This window comes from Streptomyces sp. NPDC001135 (assembly GCF_053598395.1).
In genome coordinates, this window is the sequence record NZ_JBSFKD010000029.1 from 1 (window position 1) to 16735 (window position 16735).

The 16735-nt window shown below is 69.8% G+C and carries 16 protein-coding genes and 1 pseudogene; 10 read left to right on the forward strand and 7 right to left on the reverse strand.

Features of this window, described 5'->3' with window-relative positions:
* The 3 genes from ACWC94_RS29685 to ACWC94_RS29695 all read right to left on the reverse strand — a co-directional run.
* Positions 1 to 1508: multicopper oxidase family protein (locus ACWC94_RS29685; RefSeq protein ID WP_450800271.1), on the reverse strand; the 1508-nt coding region annotated here is incomplete at its 3' end.
* Entirely contained in the window at positions 1505 to 1966 is a 462-nt protein-coding gene (locus ACWC94_RS29690; RefSeq protein ID WP_450800272.1) for a hypothetical protein, read from the reverse strand. The genes ACWC94_RS29685 and ACWC94_RS29690, both read right to left, overlap by 4 nt.
* Positions 1959 to 2315 (reverse strand): darcynin family protein, encoded by a 357-nt coding sequence (locus tag ACWC94_RS29695; RefSeq protein WP_450800273.1) that lies wholly within the window; start codon positions 2313 to 2315, stop codon positions 1959 to 1961. The genes ACWC94_RS29690 and ACWC94_RS29695 overlap by 8 nt, the downstream gene beginning before the upstream one ends.
* A gap of 125 nt (positions 2316 to 2440) precedes the next feature.
* Here ACWC94_RS29695 and ACWC94_RS29700 point away from each other — a divergent pair, with 125 nt between their 5' ends.
* A complete protein-coding gene (locus ACWC94_RS29700) occupies positions 2441 to 3190 on the forward strand; it encodes a TetR/AcrR family transcriptional regulator (RefSeq protein ID WP_450800274.1) in 750 nt (249 codons plus the stop codon).
* 152 nt (positions 3191 to 3342) lie between these two features.
* Here the strand turns inward: ACWC94_RS29700 and ACWC94_RS29705 are convergent.
* Together ACWC94_RS29705 and ACWC94_RS29710 are read right to left on the reverse strand one after the other, a co-directional pair.
* Positions 3343 to 3573: pseudogene (locus tag ACWC94_RS29705) on the reverse strand (IS630 family transposase); the annotation flags it as partial.
* A gap of 211 nt (positions 3574 to 3784) precedes the next feature.
* Entirely contained in the window at positions 3785 to 4105 is a 321-nt protein-coding gene (locus ACWC94_RS29710; RefSeq protein ID WP_450800275.1) for a hypothetical protein, read from the reverse strand.
* A gap of 8 nt (positions 4106 to 4113) precedes the next feature.
* Between ACWC94_RS29710 and ACWC94_RS29715 the strand changes: the two genes are divergently transcribed.
* Both ACWC94_RS29715 and ACWC94_RS29720 read left to right on the forward strand, forming a co-directional pair.
* Positions 4114 to 4512, forward strand: a complete 399-nt coding sequence (locus ACWC94_RS29715) for a hypothetical protein (RefSeq protein ID WP_450800276.1) — start codon at positions 4114 to 4116, stop codon at positions 4510 to 4512.
* Positions 4513 to 4693: 181 nt separating this feature from the next.
* Positions 4694 to 6472 (forward strand): serine/threonine-protein kinase, encoded by a 1779-nt coding sequence (locus ACWC94_RS29720; protein WP_450800277.1) that lies wholly within the window; start codon positions 4694 to 4696, stop codon positions 6470 to 6472.
* Positions 6473 to 6990: 518 nt separating this feature from the next.
* Here ACWC94_RS29720 and ACWC94_RS29725 read toward each other — a convergent pair.
* Both ACWC94_RS29725 and ACWC94_RS29730 read right to left on the reverse strand, forming a co-directional pair.
* Complete coding sequence (locus tag ACWC94_RS29725; protein ID WP_450800278.1) at positions 6991 to 7812, reverse strand: SCO6745 family protein; 822 nt, start codon at positions 7810 to 7812, stop codon at positions 6991 to 6993.
* Between the two features lie 3 nt (positions 7813 to 7815).
* The gene (locus ACWC94_RS29730) at positions 7816 to 8688 is read right to left on the reverse strand and encodes an alpha/beta fold hydrolase (RefSeq protein WP_450800411.1); all 873 of its coding nucleotides are present in this window, start codon (positions 8686 to 8688) and stop codon (positions 7816 to 7818) included.
* A 334-nt stretch (positions 8689 to 9022) separates the two neighbouring features.
* Here ACWC94_RS29730 and ACWC94_RS29735 point away from each other — a divergent pair, with 334 nt between their 5' ends.
* The 7 genes from ACWC94_RS29735 to ACWC94_RS29765 all read left to right on the forward strand — a co-directional run bounded on the left by ACWC94_RS29735 (position 9023) and on the right by ACWC94_RS29765 (position 16702).
* Complete coding sequence (locus ACWC94_RS29735) at positions 9023 to 10222, forward strand: acetyl-CoA C-acyltransferase (protein ID WP_450800279.1); 1200 nt, start codon at positions 9023 to 9025, stop codon at positions 10220 to 10222.
* Between the two features lie 60 nt (positions 10223 to 10282).
* On the forward strand, positions 10283 to 10912 hold the full coding sequence (locus tag ACWC94_RS29740) for an HAD family hydrolase (RefSeq protein ID WP_450800281.1): 630 nt from the start codon (positions 10283 to 10285) through the stop codon (positions 10910 to 10912).
* A 53-nt stretch (positions 10913 to 10965) separates the two neighbouring features.
* Positions 10966 to 11658, forward strand: a complete 693-nt coding sequence (locus ACWC94_RS29745) for a TetR/AcrR family transcriptional regulator (RefSeq protein WP_450800283.1) — start codon at positions 10966 to 10968, stop codon at positions 11656 to 11658.
* Positions 11659 to 12479: 821 nt separating this feature from the next.
* Positions 12480 to 12926 (forward strand): hypothetical protein, encoded by a 447-nt coding sequence (locus tag ACWC94_RS29750; protein WP_450800285.1) that lies wholly within the window; start codon positions 12480 to 12482, stop codon positions 12924 to 12926.
* Positions 12927 to 13146: 220 nt separating this feature from the next.
* On the forward strand, positions 13147 to 13434 hold the full coding sequence (locus ACWC94_RS29755; protein ID WP_450800287.1) for a metal-sensitive transcriptional regulator: 288 nt from the start codon (positions 13147 to 13149) through the stop codon (positions 13432 to 13434).
* 484 nt (positions 13435 to 13918) lie between these two features.
* A complete protein-coding gene (locus tag ACWC94_RS29760) occupies positions 13919 to 15148 on the forward strand; it encodes an FAD-dependent oxidoreductase (protein ID WP_450800289.1) in 1230 nt (409 codons plus the stop codon).
* Between the two features lie 195 nt (positions 15149 to 15343).
* Positions 15344 to 16702 carry an MBL fold metallo-hydrolase gene (locus ACWC94_RS29765; protein WP_450800291.1) on the forward strand — a complete coding sequence of 453 codons (1359 nt, stop codon included), beginning with the start codon at positions 15344 to 15346 and terminating at the stop codon, positions 16700 to 16702.
* Positions 16703 to 16735: the final 33 nt, after the last annotated feature.

Consider the following 16735-nt stretch of genomic DNA (forward strand, 5'->3'; position numbering starts at 1 on the left):
ACCGGAGCCCAATCGACTACGAACAAGACCGCCAGGCCGACCCCACCGTGGAGTTGGCCGCTTGAAAGCTCTCCACGGCGCGAGGGGATTGACAGGGGCGCCCGGCCGCCACGCGACAGGACCTGGAAGTGAGCCAGGTGCAGATGCACGGGGTGGTGGAAGTCGCTGGTGAACCGCCAACGTTCGACGGTGCCCAGGCGCGGGCGCGCCAGGATCTCCGAGGTGCTGAAGGGGCGGCCGTTGATGGTCCACATGTCCTCGTAGCGGCGGAAGTCGAAGTGCCGCGTGGCGACGGCGGACGCCGGGCGCAGGGCCGCGTACCGGGAGAGGCGGGCGGGGACGTGACTGGCGTCCTTCTCCTTGCGGGCGACCCGGAAGCGCATGACCTCGCGCAGACGGCCGTCCGCCAGGCTGTTGACCAGGGTGACGTGGCTGCCCACCGGGCATCCGGTGAAGTCCACGACCACGTCGAAGCGTTCCGCCGGTGCCATGGGAACTCCGGCCAGACGCTGGGGTGCCGCGAGCAGGCCGCCGTCGCCGCCGATCTGCACGAAGGGAAGCGTGCCGCCGTGTTCCCTCTCCAGCACCAGGTGGTAGCGCCGGGCGTTGGAGGCGTTCAGCAGCCGTAGCCGGTGCCGGGTCGCGGAGACCTCCGCCTCGGGCCAGGGCGCCCCGTTCACCAGCTGTACGTCGCCGAGAACGCCGTCCATGTACGCGTCCTCGACTCCGGGGGTGCCGGTGCAGGTCGGCGAGTGGCCCGGGTAGCGGAAGGAGCCGTCCTCCTCGAAGGAGCGGTCGCAGATCAGCAGCGGGATGTCCCGCTCGCCGCCGGGCAGCGGCAGGGCCTCCTCCTCCTGGTCGTGGACCAGGAACATCCCGGCCAGACCGCGCCAGACCTGCGGGGCGCTGAAGTCCATCCGGTGGTCGTGGTACCAGAGCGTCGCGGCCCGCTGGTCCATCGGGTACGCGTACGTCTTGTAGCCCTCCGAGACCGTCCAGTCGGACGCCGGGGCGTGCATGCCCGCCATGCCGTCCGTCATTCCCCGGCCCCTGAACTCGGCGCCGCACTGCGCAGGCACCAGCACATCGGTCGGGTAGCCGTCGGAGTGCGGCGGGGTGACACCCCCGTGCAGGTGCAGAGAAGTGGGCACGGACAGCTTGTTGAGTACCCGCACCTCCATCCGGCGGCCCGACCGGGCGGTGAAGGTGGGGCCGGGGAAAATGCCGTCGTAACCCCAGACGGTCGTCCTCAGCCCCGGGACGATCTCCACGGACCCCTCGCGCTGGGTGATGTCGTAGACGTCGGTACCGCCCGTGGTACGCGACGGGCGGGCGCACGGCGGCACGGGCAGCGGCACGGCGAACCGCCGGGGCGGTCGGACCCTGCTGGACAGAACCGATCCCGTGCGCTCGTCCGACCACTTCTCATACGCCGCCGCTCCGGCGGGTATCGCGAGCCCGGCCGTGACCCCGGCACTCAGACCCAGGAACCGTCGACGAGATGTCATCTGCCTACCTGCCCCTGGTACGTGTACGCCCAGCAGGCCAGTGCCACACCCACTCCGAACACGCCAAGTGCCAGCGGCACGTGGCCGCCCAGCACCCGAGCCGCGCCCAACCCCGTCTGCGCCCCGACCAACACAACCAGGCCGACCGCGAGCGCGCCGGGCCAGGCCGGTCCGCGCATCGAGCGCCACACCAGGAGTGCGGCCACCGCTTCGAAGAGGGCGATGGTGGCGACCAACTGGGCGTTGGCCGCGTGCAGGTCGAGGAAGCGCACGTCACCGGTGATGAACAGGCCGGCCAGGGCCGCCTGGAGGAGGGTGTCGAGGAGGAACAGCAGAGAGGTGGTGCGCAGCAGGGTGAGTGGCCAGGTACGGGAGCGTTCCGCGGCTCTGCCGGAATGTGACTCCTCTTCCGTTGGGCGCGGACGTGGAGCTGGAGCCTGTGTGGACGTATCAGTCACCCGTCACCTCACCGCTCCCGGCGCGGGCCTGCGCCTCGAACGCCTGGAAGCCGGCCTCGATGCCCATGAAGATGTCGTTCATGACCAGATAGCCCTGCGCGATGAGCGGCGAGTCGCGCAGCTCCTCGATGAGGAAGTAGTACGCCTTGAGGTCTTCCGTCTCCAGCACGGCGAAGTCGGAGAAAGCGGTGGTGAACGCCTCCGCGTCGAAGAAGCGGGCGGAGACGCGGTCCGCGTACCTGGCGAACACCGGGTGGATATGGGCCGCCGCCATCGCGTTCCGCTCATCGCGGGAGAGCACCAGCCAGGTCGGGCTGAAGGTGTAGGTCAGGATGATCGTCGTCGTCACGACAGAGGTCCCCCGTTTCCCCAAGTGTTGTAAACGCTGTAAGCTTACGGCGTTTACTACATGTGATAAGCGTTAACCTTGTCAAGTGCGGGCCGGTCGGCGGCCCATGGCTCAGGAGGCACAGGGTGAGCAGTAACCCCGCGTCGGCGCGACGCGCTCGGCAACGCGAAGAGGTGCGCGAGCGGCAGCGCACCGAGACGAAGTCCGAGATCCTGCGGCATGCCCGCCAGTTGCTGGTGGACGAGGGCCCCGCCGCCGTCTCCCTGCGGGCCATCGCGCGCGAGATGGGGATGACCGCTCCGGGGCTGTACCGCTACTTCGCCGACCATCGTGAGCTGGTCCAGGCCCTCACGGCCGCCCTCTATGACGAACTCGCCGCTGCCCTGGAAAGCGCCCGTGACAAGGCGCCCGAGCAGTCCCCGCGGGGCCGCCTCACCGCCACCGCGCGGGCGCTACGGGCCTGGGCGGTGACACACAAACCGGAGTTCGCCCTTATCTTCAGTAAGCCGATGCCCGACGCCGACTGTGGACCGGGCGACCCCTGCCACGCCGCCAGCTGGCGCTTCGGCGGCGTCTTCGTCGACCTGATGCTGGAGTTCTGGCGGGCCGGCACCCTCGCTCTGCCTGAGCCCGGCACCCTCGACCCGGGCTGGCTCCCCCAGCTGAACGAGATAAGGGAACACCTCGGCACCGAACAGCCACCCCTGGAAGCGCTGTACGTCTTCGTCCTCGCCTGGTCCCGCCTGTACGGCATGGTGTCCATCGAGGTGTTCGGACACCTGGACTTCGCCCTGACCGATCCCGAGCCCCTGTTCGAGCACAACCTCCGCGACATCGTGGAGCTGCTCGAATCCGACGCGCGCAACCACCCTTAGGGACCTGAGTCAGAGATTCGCCGGCATACGCGGCCACTTGGCCGAGGATCTCGTCGTCGGTCTTGGCCCATGCGGTGGCCCTGGGGTCCTCGTTCCGGACGGAGCGAAGGACGACGAACCCGTCGGTGTGAAGTGCAGGCGGAAGGGAACAGGGTGGTGCCGACGCGGACGTAGTCATGGCTGCGGCGTTCGGGGACCCCGTGGGCCATCGGCGGCACGGGCTGGAACCGGTCGAGGCAGAGGCCGACGACGTCGCGGACCTTGTCGCTGAACGAGGGGTCGGTGGACAGCTTGAATGTCTGTGAGCGGGGCCGGGCGAGGGCGAACGCCCGGAGGTTGCTCCACCGCTCGGCGGTCCGCGGGCCGGTGCCGACCATGGCCGCGGCCCCTTCCCGCTCGGCCGGCCGGAAGTCCGCGAGGCCGATCCGCCATCCTGCCGCCGCCCGGCCATCGCCATGGTCAGCGCGTAGGCCAGTGCGATCCCCAGGATGACCACCGCGGTGTTGTTCGTCTGCTCGGCAGCGTGCGCGCGCTGGGCCTCCAGGCAGGCGCCGTAGGTCAGGACCTGCGCGCCGGAGCCGGTCAGCGCCAGGTTCACCGCGGCCGTCGGCGTTCGTCGAGCGGCCGGCCCGCGCCCGTCGTCGAGTCGAGGTAGACCTGGCTCGGCATCACCGCGCCGGTCAGTGACGCGGACACAGAGGTGTCGTTGCCGTGCAGACCGCGCGCGACCACCGCCGCGATGACGGTTCGGACCTTTTCGCCGGCCGGCAGCAGCGCGACCACGTGGTCCCCGGCCGGCAGGCTGTCGGACTGGGCCGCGTGCTCGTCGACGATCAGGAAGTCGTCCCGCGGCGAGGCGAGCGCCCGGGAGAGCACGGACGGCGTGATGGTGGTGCCCAGCGCCGCCGGGGACACCGTTGGTGGTGAGCGAGTCGATCTGCTCGCCCTGGGCGATGCCGGTCCGGGCGTCCATCCAGGTGACCGGGGTGCCCCGGATGCCGGGCACGGCCGTCAGCCGCTGCAGCGTGCGGGCGTCGATCCCGGAACCGCCGGGCACGACGACGTCCGCCGGCTTGATCTCCTGCTGCCGGCGTGCGAGGACCGCGGCGTCACCGGACTTCTGCATGGTCAGCAGGGCGCCGACCAGCCCGACGGCCATCACGATCGGCGCCACCGTGGCGGCCGTACGCCGCCGGCAGGCGAGGACGTTCTCGCGCACCGGCAACGGACCAGCCTTGCCCGAGCCGCGCAGCGGGCCGGTCAGCAGCCGGGTGACCGGACGCAGCAGGATCGGCGCAGACAGGGTGCCCGCGCCGACGTAGAGGACCGGCACCGCCTCGTGCTTGCGGGCAATGCCCGCCGGATACGGCTCGGTCCGAGAGATCACGATCCCCACGACGACCGCGCCGATCGGCATCCCGGCCCCGGCAGCCAGCGGCCAGCGCCCGCAGGGCTACGGGTGGCCTGCGAACGGTGTCGGGGGCGGCAACTATGCTCCAGTCCATGAGTGATGCGGGCAGCGACAACAGCGGCAGACGGGTTGTCGACGGGCGGTTCGAGCTGGAGAAACGGCTCGGCGGTGGCGGTATGGGCTTGGTCTGGCTGGCCCGGGATCTGGTGCTGCAGCGGAGCGTGGCCATCAAAGAGGTCCGGCCGCCCGATCCGGACCTCGCCGAGTACGACCCGGAAGCCGCGCGGATGCTTCGAGAGCGGGTCCTGCGGGAGGCTCGCGCCCTGGCTCGGGTCGACCACCCCAACGTGGTGACGATCCACCACATTGTGGACGGCGGCGCGGGGACCTACCCCTGGATCGTCATGGAACTCGTCACCGGCGGTTCCCTGGCCGATCGTCTCACCCGCGGACCGATGAAACCCCGGGAAGCGGCGCTGATCGGACGCGAGGTGCTGGCCGCCCTGCGAGCGGCGCACGAGGCCGGCATCCAGCACCGCGATGTGAAACCGGCCAACGTCCTCCTGCGTCCCGACGGCCGTCCGGTGCTCACCGACTTCGGTATCGCGGCGATCCGTGAGTCGACCGCCCTCACGGCCACCGGGTCGATCATCGGCACTCCCGACTACATGGCACCGGAACGGGTCTCGGGCCACGACGGCGGACCTTCTTCGGACCTGTGGTCGCTGGGAATGATGCTCTACACCGCTGTGGAGGGGCATCACCCCCTGCGCCGGAACACGACGCTCGCGACGCTCGCCGCCGTCCTGAACGAAGAGATCCAGCCCCCCGTCCGGGCAGGCGCTCTGAAGGACGTCCTGGCCCGGGTCCTCGTCCGCGACCCTGCGGCACGGCCTGGCGCGGCAGAGCTGGAGCGGATGCTGGAGGCCGCGTCCCGTGAGGCCGTGACACCCACCTCGTACCCACTGCGTCCCCCGCTCGGCGGACCGGCTTTTGCCCTCGAGCCGGAGCGGCCTGCCCTGCCAGCTCCCGGCCCCGCGCCGGCGATGCCTGCGGCACCGGCCCCCGGCAACGCGACGGTGACAAACGGTTTCGGTCCGGCACCCGCGATGTCCCCGGGGCCCTACGACAGCCGCCCCGGACACACCACGTCACCGGGTCGCGAGGACGCGCGGCCCGGGGCCACGACCACAGCGGTACACCAGAGCCGACGGCGCTGGATGTGGGTGGGCCTGCCCGTGGCGGGAGTGGCGCTCGCCGGAACTCTCATATGGACGCTGGGTCCGGGCGGTGACACCCATGCCTCCGGCTCGTCCGGCCCCTCGCGGTCCGCCGATTTCACCACTTCGGCGGCGCCATCGGGTGGATCGGTCCCCGTCTCGGCCTCGCCGGCGGGGAAGGAACGGAGCGGAAGGACTGACCTGTTGACACCGGCCGGTATCCGCACCGCCGTTGAGGCGTTCAAGAAGGAGACCGGCAGGGACCGCTTCGGAGGCCTCACGGTCTATCAGGACTACGTCAGCGCCGATCTGATGGTGAACGGCAGCGACACCAAGTACGACACGTACACGTACCGTCCCGGGCAGGCCGTCGAGAAGGGCATCATCAGCTCGACGCTGATCGACGGCAACAAACCCGTCACCCTCGACGGGTTCGACTGGGACGCGGTGCCGGCACTGCTGCGCGAGGGCGAGAAGAAGCTGAACGTCGATCACGTGACCACGCGCTATCTCGTCCTGGAACTGGCGGACAAAGACTTCGGCACGCCCGTCGGCATGGCTGTGTACCTCAGCAACGCCTACAACCAGCTCGGCTACCTCCAGGCGGATGCCAAGGGCAAGGTGGTGAGGGTCATGCCCAATGACGAGTGAGGGGACCTTTGCCGCGCGCATCGAGGCGGCGCCTCAACGAGACGCGGATCGGTCCATCTCCTGGAAAGGGCTTCGCGGCGCATCCACTGGAGCAAGGCGGGGTTGTCGACGGTGGTGAGGGCGCTGACAGTGGTGCGTAGGTGGCGGTCGAGGCGAGGGGAGGCGCGCCATCCCGTGCTGCCACCCGCCGTCGCGACCGCTTCCTCGGCGGAGCGCTCCAGCAGCGCCTCCGTCCAGGCCAGGCAGACCAGTGCCTCGCACAGGGCGGTGAGTCGAGGATCAGCCAGTGAGGGCAGCGCGCGACCGAGATGGCCTCCGCCGCGACCGCGCGTGCATAGGGGGTCGGACGCCGTCGGCAGGGTGGACATGCCTCGGTAGCTCGGGATGGTCCATGCCCACCGGCTCGATCAGAGTGTGCTGCAGATCACGACTCTCCTGGAGACCGCCGCTGGCGCCGAGCGCCCGCCTAGGACCAGGTGCGTGACCGGCAGTCGGTTTCGCCGAGCGAGCAGGCAGGGTCAGCCGAGTTTGAGGAGGCCGGCTTCGACCACGGCGCGGCCGAAGGGGCTCGCGAGTTCGGCGAGACGCTCACAGCCGGCGTCACCCAGGGCGGCGTAGGCCGGAAGCGCCAGACGGTCGGTGCGGTCCTCGATGTGCCGGCGCAGGAGTGCGCCTTCCGAGCTGAGGGAGTCGCCGTCCAACAGGCCTCGCTCGTGCAGGCGCTCCTGGGCGCCGGCCCACTCGTCCTCGGACCAAGCGCGGCTCGCCCTGAGGAAGTCGACGGGTATTTCACCGGTGGCGGCGTGCAGAACCAGGGCTTCCAAACCACCGACACCCTCGCTGAGCAGGCAGGCGACATGCCCGTCTCCACGGAACTCCCGAAGCAGCGTCTGGGCGTGCCACAGCTGCAGTACCGGCTCCTTCGGCCAGGGAAGTGCGGCGTGCGCGGCGAACAGGGGGCGGCCCTCCGCGTGTTCGCTCGCCGCCTCAGCTGCCCGGCGGGCCAGCGCCAGGACCTCCTTCAAGTGGGGCAGCTCAGGGATTCCCGCCTGCCGCAGGGCTTCGTCCGCCGCGGCGTACCGCGCGTCCAGCACCTGCTGCGGCGTCGTTGTCTCCCAGGCCCCGTCGAGGGCCTGGCGCACCAGAGCGGGATTGAAGTTGTAGAAGGTCGAGACGACCAGCTCGGCGGATGCCCGGCCGAACGCGGCGCTCCGCGAGGCGAAGTACCCGGCGCGTCCGCTCAGTCCCAGGTCCGCGTACCGTCGCCTTGCCTCGGGGACGAAGTAGATCATGGCGTGTACGGGCTCGAGTCCGCGCCAGGCCGCGCGCGCTGTCTTCATGGGTCACCTCTTCGGAGAGTCGACGAACGGGGTATTCGCTGCTGTTCCGTACTCACCGTGCGTTCGCAGGTGTTCGAGCAGCAGGCGGCTCAGCGTCTCGGGTGCCTCCTCGGGTACCCAGTGGCTGACGCCCTGAAGGGTCTCGAACCGGTACGGCCCGCTGACCCACTGCCCGGTCTGCTGCGCTGCCGCCGGGCCGAACGCGCTGTCCCGCGTGCTCCAGACGTACAGCGTGGGCACGTCGATGACACCGATCGCGCCGTCGGGGCGGCCGGCCCGGTACCAGTTCAGCGCCGCGGTGAGAGCGCCCGGCTCGGACAGGTGCCGTACGTAGGCCTCGGCACTGGCCTGGGGGACCTTCCCGGCGTAGAGCGCGCGAAGCTGTCGGGCGTCGTCGGCGAGCATGCGCTCCTCGGTCGCGGGTGTTTCGCGCCAGGCGATCATGTAGTGGGAGCGTTCGCGCTGATCCTGGTCGGTGCGCAGCGCGGATGCCAGAGCGCCGGGATGAGGGGTCGACACCACCGTCAGGGTGCGTACCCGGCCGGGGTGGGCGTGAGCGGTCCACCAGGCCACCGCGCCTCCCCAGTCATGGCCGACCAGGTCGAACGCCGCCCAGCCCAGCTGTTCGGCTATCGCGACCACGTCGTCGACGAGGTGGCCCATGCGGTAGTCCTCGGGCCGCCGGGGGCGGGCGCCCGGGGAATACCCACGCTGGTCGGGCGCCACCACCCGGTGGCCCTGCGCGGCCAGCGCCGCGATCTGCCGTTGCCACACCAGCCCGGTCTGGGGGAAGCCGTGCAGCAGCAGCACCGGGCGACCGTCGGGCGGACCCGCCGCGATCGCGTCGAACACGCCCGCGACGGTGGAGATGCTCAGCTCGGTCACTCTCCCCCTCCTCATACCAACTGGTCGGTATCCTTCAGGTGGGAGGGTGGGCTGTCAAGGGTGTGAGCGCGTGGTGTGGATCTAATTGAACCTGACGTCGGATTCAACTATAACCGGTTCGGAGGCCGACGCCCCGTCACCCTGCGGTCATGGCTCACGTCATCGGGCACCGGAGGGGACGGTCGACGAGCCCTCGCCCCGCCGTGGTTGGCGCCCGGCGCCGCCTTCCGGCATCCATCCCGGCGTGCGGAGCCCGGAATCCCCGTACCGATACCCGCCCCGTCGCTCCCGGGCGAACCGGACCAACAGGAAGCAGTGAGGCGACATGAGGGAAGCAGTCATCGTTTCGACGGCACGGACGCCGATCGGAAAGGCCTACCGCGGCGCGTTCAACGACACCCAGGCGCAGGAACTCGCCGCCCACGCCCTCTCGCACGCTGTGCAGCGCGCCGGGCTCGAAGGAGGCGAGATCGAGGATGTGATCCTCGGCTGCGCCGCGCAGCAGGGGTCTTCCGGTTTCAATGTCGCGCGTCAGGCCGCTCTCCGCGCCGGGCTTCCGGACACCGTCTCGGGGATGTCGATCGACCGGCAGTGCTCGTCGGGCCTGATGGCCATCGCGACGGCCGCCAAGCAGATCGTCGCGGACGGTATGCAGATCGCTGCCGGCGGCGGTGTCGAGTCGATCTCCCTGGTGCAGAACGACCACATGAACACCCACCGCATGGCGGATCCCTGGCTGGTCGAGCGCAAGCCGGGTATCTACATGCCGATGCTGCAGACGGCGGAGATCGTGGCCGAACGCTACGGCGTGAGCCGGGAACGCCAGGACGAGTTCGCGCTGGTGTCGCAGCAGCGCACCGCGGCGGCGCAGGAGGCCGGCCGGTTCGACCGGGAGATCGTCGCGCTCAACAGTGTCAAGAAGGTGCTCGACAAGCAGTCCGGGGAGGTGCGGGACGAGGAGGTCACCCTGACCCGGGACGAGGGCAACCGCCCGTCGACGACGCTCGAAGGCCTGGCCGGGTTGGCGCCGGTGCTGCCGGACGGTCAGGTGAGCGCGCGGTCCAGCGTGACGGCGGGCAACTCATCGCAGCTGTCGGACGGGGCTTCGGTGTCGGTGCTGATGGAGTCGAGGGAGGCCGAGCGTCGCGGACTGGCACCGCTGGGCGTCTACCGGGGGATGACAGTCGCCGGTTGCGGCCCGGACGAGATGGGCATCGGTCCGGTGTTCGCCATCCCGAAACTGCTGAAGCAGCACAACCTCACCATCGACGACATCGGCCTGTGGGAACTCAACGAGGCGTTCGCCTCCCAGGCGCTGTACTGCCGCGACGAACTGCACATCGATCCCGAGCGGTTCAACGTCGATGGCGGCGCGATCTCGGTCGGTCACCCTTACGGAATGACCGGAGCCCGCCTGGTGGGTCATGCCCTCATCGAGGGCAAGCGCCGAGGGGTCCGGTACGTGGTGATCTCGATGTGCGTCGGTGGCGGAATGGGCGCAGCCGGACTGTTCGAGGTCGCCTGAACTCGGCATCCCTGCCGGACGCAACCCAACTGCGAGAGAGGCGTGGATACGGTGTCGAACATGGCGGGAAGGATCCGAACCGCGGTCCTGGTGGACTTCGGCGGGGTCATCACGTCCTCGGTGTTGCGGGCTTTCACCGACTTCGGCGCCTCGCTCGGCGGCGACCCGCGGCTGCCTCTGGACCTCCTCGGCAGGGATCAGCCATCACGCACCCTCCTGGCCGACCACGAGTGCGGCCGTATCGACACAGAAGCCTTCGAGCGGGGATTCGCCGAACGTCTCCGGGCCCACGGCGCCGACGTACCGGCCGAGGGCCTGACGGCCCGGATGCAGGCGGGGTTGTCGATCGACCAGGACATGCTCTCGCTGCTCGCTGACCTTCGGGCGGCCGGCCGTCCGGTTGCGCTGGTGTCCAACTCGTTCGGCACCGGAACCTACGACGGCGTCGACCTCGCCGCTGTCGCCGATGTGGTCGTCATCTCCGCCGAGGTCGGAATCCGCAAGCCCTCCCGGCGGATCTACGCGATCGCCTGTGAACGCCTCGGTGTCGATCCGGGGGAGGCGGTCATGATCGACGATCTGCAGCAGAACCTCGACGGAGCGGCCCGGATCGGCATCGGGGGCGTGCTGCACACCCATGCCGCCGACACCCGCCGGCAACTTGCCGAACGCTTCGGGATCACCGCCTGAACCCGCCTTTCGGCTCTCTGACCATGGCGTCGGATTCAAGTAGAGTTCCCGGGATGAACAGCACGTCGCCCGAGGAGATCGACGGCGAGAAGGCACCGCCCATGGCTCCCCTCTCGCACCTTCGCGAGCCGCCCACGACGAAGCGCGGAGCGCGCACACGGGCCACTCTCGTGAAGGCCGCGCGCAAGGTGTTCGAACGGGACGGCTACCTCGACACCCGCCTGACCGACATCACCAAAGAGGCTCAGTGCGCGGCGGGATCCTTCTACACCTACTTCGCCAGCAAGGAAGAGGTCCTTGCCGCCGTCCTCCTGGAAGCGCAGGAGGACATGATGCACCCCGGTATGGGCCGGGTACAGGGCACCGACGATCCCTATGCGGTGCTTGAGGCGAGCAATCGCGCGTATCTCGAGGCGTACAGACGGAATGCGAAACTGATGGCACTACTGGAGCAGGTCGCCCAAGTGGAGCCGGAGTTCCGTGAGTTCCGGAGCCGGCGCGCTGACGCCTTCATCCGCCGCAACGCCCGCGGCATCGCCGACCTGCAGGCACGGGGTGTCGCGGACCGCGAGGTCGATCCGATAACGGCCTCCCGTGCGCTGTCGGGCATGGTCAGCGTCATGGCCTACAACGCCTTCGTGCTCGGCGAACAGCAAGAGCAAAGTCCGCGGGTGGACTTCGAGGAGCTCGTGTCCACGGTCACCCGGCTCTGGGCGAACGCCCTGCGGTTCCCCGGTCACCGCTGATCCGGCAGCTGAACCCGGGCGCGAAGGCCTCTTCCCTGATCTCCCGGGCCTCCGTCCCGTCCCCGCAGCCGCCCAGCTGGCGCGCCGCCCCTGCGATGACGGTGGTCAGTACGCCCCCGGACCCGGCCGGTGCGTCGCCGCTCGTCCACCTCCAGCAGCCGGGCATCGCACCGTACCCGTGCGCGGTCCCACTGGCGGCGCAACGCGTCGAAACCCGCGGGCCCGTCGTCGACCGCGAGGAGTCCGCCGAGCCCGGTTGCCCCAAGCACCCTCCAGATACGCCCTGGCTCCCGCCACGAAGAGGGCGACGGGGTCGTCGTCCGCTTCTCCACCGTGCTCGGCCCCCCGGGGCTCCGCCGACACCGTCCGGGACACCCGCGGATTCGCGACGAAGTTCCACGAAGTGCTCGACGGCCAGTTGCTGAGGAAAGGTGTCGAGCGGTTCCGGCGAGTGATCGAAGGCGACGCGGTAGCCGCTGCCGGACGTCCGGCTGGTCGGCGGCTCCTCGCCCAGGGCGGCATGCGGCCGCTCGTGGTTGTCGTAGTTCAGGAGGTCGGCGAGTGCGGCACGGTGCTCGCGCTCGGAGACGTGGTCGCGCACGCAGACCCACTCCCTGGTGCGGCCTGCTGGACCTCGGCGGACATGTCCTCCGATGGTGTGCCGGGGCGATCCTCTCGGACGATCTCCGGGGCTGTTGCGTGCGAACAGGCCGCGCGGCGGTCACTAAGCAGGCGAGGCACACGCTACCGGCCGGTGCCGGACCGCGCGGGACCGGGGCAGCCCGGACTTCCGTGAACGAACCAGGTGGAAGGCAGTCTCCATGACGTCACAGCGTGAAACCCGCAGAGTCAGCAACGCAGTGTTCCAGGTCGTCTACGACTCGCCCGCCGCGCTGCCCGGCCGCCACCGCTGGGTCACCAAGGACGAGGACGTACGTAAGGTGGAAGAACTTCTCGGCATGGAGGCCGGGACGATCGGCGCACCCCTCTGGGTGAGCGGCGACTCCCGCGCCTGCGGATCGTGCGGCCGGGAACCCAGTTGGCTGGACATCGTCTCGTCGGCGCTCTCCCGTACGCATGAGCGACGCATGATCGCGGAAGTGATCCTGGGCGTGCACAAGTACGTGAATTCCGAGGCACCCGAGGCCATCGCCGGACTGCGGTGCCACGGTTGCGGAGAGGCGATCACGGATCTGCGTAGCTTCAAGTGCCACAACTGGGCCTACGCCTTCGAAGACCTCCAGGCCGTGCTCGACCGGATCGGCTGACCTCCCGGTGACTGCCGGGGTTGCTGCTGGTGAAGCGGAGGCGACACCTTGTCGCGCCAGCCGGGCGAGCGTCGTGGCGAGGTCGGCGAGTCCGTGCAGGCGGGGGCGGGCTTGGTCCGGTGCCGGGGGCGAGGGCCGGTCACGGCAGAGGTGATCGTGGGCGCTGTCTGGCGAACCGAGACGTAGAGTACCCCTGGGGGTATTTCTTCGAGGAGTGGTCGTGGAATTGGATCTTGAGGGCGCGTCCCTGAAGGCTGTGCTGAACCGGCTGCGGCGTGCGCAGGGTCAGATCTCCGGAGTGATCCGGATGATCGAGGAGGGGCGGGACTGTGAAGACGTGATCACGCAGCTGGCCGCCGCCTCGCGGGCCCTCGACAGGGCCGGTTTCGCGATCATCGCCACCGGCCTGCAGCAGTGTGTGGCGGACATCGAGTCCGGCCGGGGGAGCGGTGAGGACTCGGAGGCGATGCGTGCGCGACTGGAGAAGCTGTTCCTGTCCTTGGCGTGAGGAATTCCGGCTGGGTGGATGAAGGGACGCCCCGGACTTGCCGTTCCGTCCACGGGAGCCGCCGCGAAATCGGTCGTGGGCGTATGCCAGGCCGTCCCGGTATCCGACCTGCCTCTTGTACCGGTCTTTGCCCACTCGCGCAGATCGCCCGGCAGAGGGCAGGACGGCCGAGCTCATGCAGACCACTTCCGTGCGGCAGGTTTTGCCCGACAGGCAAATACCCGCTGGGGTATTTGACCCGCCTCCTCGGGTCGCCGTAGCTTCGTCGTCGATACACCCCCGGGGGTATTTGAGGAGACAACCATTGGCCGCGCAAAGAGACTCGCCCCGAAGGTGCGGCCCTGCCGAGAAGTACCTCGCGCGCGGCGGCATGGCCCTCCAACACGCCCTTGCCGAGGCTGCTTCGCGCCGGCACCGCAGGTGCCTGCGTGCCGGCACCACCATCCGCCTCATGGCCTCAGGACCAGACGGAAGGAGCACCACCATGGTCGCCAGCCCCTCGCCCAGCGGCGAGACGATCGCAGGACGGCACCGCGTCGCCATCATCGGCGGCGGCAGCGCCGGAATCAGCGTCGCCGCCCGCCTGCGCCGCGCCGGCGTCACCGACATCACCCTCGTCGAACCGTCCGACAGCCACTGGTACCAGCCCCTGTGGACCCTGGTCGGTGGCGGTCAGGCACCCCTGCGCATCACCCGGCGTGCCGAGGCCTCCGTCATCCCGGACGGAGTGCGCTGGTTACGCCGGCACGCCCTCGCCGTCGACCCCGACGCGCGGACCGTCACGCTCTCCGGTGGCGCCCGACTCGCCTACGAGTACCTCGTCATGGCTCCCGGACTGCAACTCGACTGGGATGCCGTGCCCGGTCTCGCCGAGGCGGTGGGACACGACCAGGTGTGCAGCAACTACGCGCCGGAATACGCCCCGCGTACCTGGGAGCTGATCAAGCGCATGCGTTCCGGCACAGCCGTCTTCACGCACCCGGCGACTCCGCTCAAGTGCGGCGGCGCACCACAGAAGATCGCCTACCTGGCCGCCGACCACTGGCGCAGGCAGAAGGTCCTCGACCGCATCCGGGTCATCCTCGTCATTCCCGATCCCGTCCTGTTCAAGGTGCCCGAATGGGCCCGCACTCTGGAGCAGGTGGCCGGCAGGTACGGCATCGAAGTGCGGCTTCGGTCCGAGATGACCGCCGTGAACGGCGACCGCCGCGAAGTCGTCCTCACCGACCACGCGAGGGGCACCGCGGAGACCGTCCGCTACGACCTTCTGCACGCCGTGCCTCCGCAGAGCGCGCCCGACTGGGTGAAGGGCAGCCCGCTCGCCGACCCCGCGAGTGCTCTGGGGTTCGTCGCCGCGGAAAAGTACACGCTGCAACACCCGCGGTACGCGAACGTGTTCGCGCTCGGCGACGTGGCCAACCTGCCGACCTCGAAGACCGGTGCGGCCATACGCAAGCAGGCTCCGGTCGTGGCGGCCAACCTGCTCGACGTGATGAACGGCAACAGCCCGGCGCGCCGGTACGACGGCTATACGTCGTGCCCGCTGGTGACTGCCCGGGACCGCATGCTCCTCGCCGAGTTCGACTACGACCTGAAGCCCTCACCCACCTTCCCGCTGATCGACACCTTCAAGGAACGGCGGGACATGTGGGCCTTCAAGCGGTACGTCCTGCCGCAGGTGTACTGGCACGGCATGCTGACCGGCCGCCTCTGAACCGACCGGCCCGGGTTTCCTCCGACCCGAGCCCGTCTTCCCCTGCCCGGCAGACGCAGCGCGTCGCACAGGGCGGACACCGGACCACGCGCCCGCCCGGGGAGACGCACACGCCCAGAAATACCCCCGGGGGTATTATTGCCAGGGTGGTACGCATACCCCCCGGGGTAATCCCAGTGGGAAGGAAAGATCCCCGTGTTCTTCATCGACACCATTGACCTCGAGGGCCTCGGCAACCGCAGTTACCTCGCCGGCGGCCGGCTGTCGGCCGCAGCCATCGACCCGCCGCGCGACTTCGACCAGGTGCTGGCAGTGGCCGCACGTCGCGGCGTACGGATCTCCCACGTGGTGGAGACCCACATCCACAACGACTACGTCACCGGCGGTCTGGAGCTGGCCCGGGTGACCGGCGCCGCCTACCTGGTGCCCGCCGGGGCCCGCGTGTCGTTCGCACGGATACCTGTGGCCGACGGCGACACCGTCACCATCGACAGCGGGCTGGAGCTGCGTGCCGTCGCCACACCCGGCCACACCCCACACCACACCTCCTACGTCCTGCGGGAGGAGGAACAGCCGGTGGCGGCCTTCACCGGCGGATCGCTGCTGATCGGCACGGTGGGCCGGCCGGACCTGGTCGAGCCGCGACTGACCGAGCAACTGGCCCGCGCCCAGCACGCCTCCGCACACCGCCTGGCGGCCGAGTTGCCGGACGAGACGTCCGTGCTGCCCACGCACGGCTTCGGCAGCTTCTGCACCTCGGGGCAGGCCGAGGGGGACACCACCACCATCGGCAAGGAGAAGTCCGCCAACGCGGCGCTCACCACCGATGCCGACTCCTTCGTCGCGCGGCTGCTCGCAGAGCTCGACGACATCCCCGCGTACTACACCCACATGGGTCCGGTCAACGCCGCCGGGCCCGCACCCGTGGACCTGACCCCACCGGCCATCGCGGACGCCGACGAGATCGCCACCCGTCTCGCGGCCGGCGAGTGGGTCGTGGACCTGCGCAGTCGAGTCGCGTTCGCCGAGGGCCACGTCGCGGGGTCCTTCAACTTCGAGGCCGACGGCAAGATCGCCACGTACCTCGCCTGGATGATCCCGTGGGGCAAGCCCGTGACCTTGCTCGCCGAGTCCCCCGGGCAACTGGCCGCCGCCCAGCGCGAACTCGTCCGGGTCGGCATCGACCGGCCCGCCGCCGCTGCGACCGGTACACCGCAGGAATGGGCGACTGCGGGTGAGAGTCTCGCCTCCTTCCCCCGCTCCACGTTCGCAGGGCTGGCCGAGCACGCCACGGACGGCATCGTCGTCCTCGACGTACGGCGCGACTCGGAGAGAGCCGCCGGCCACATCGAGGGCTCGGTCCACATTCCGATCCATCAGCTGCACAAGCGGCTATGTGAGGTGCCGGCCGGAACCGTCTGGGTGCACTGCGCCGGCGGGATGCGGGCCGGTATCGCCGCTTCGCTGCTGGACGCCGCGGGCCGTGACGTCGTGGCCGTCGACGACGGCTTCAGCGCCGCCGCGGCCGCCGGGTTGACCGTCGTCACCGGCTGACCCGATCCGTTCGGTCAGCTGCAGAACTCTCGA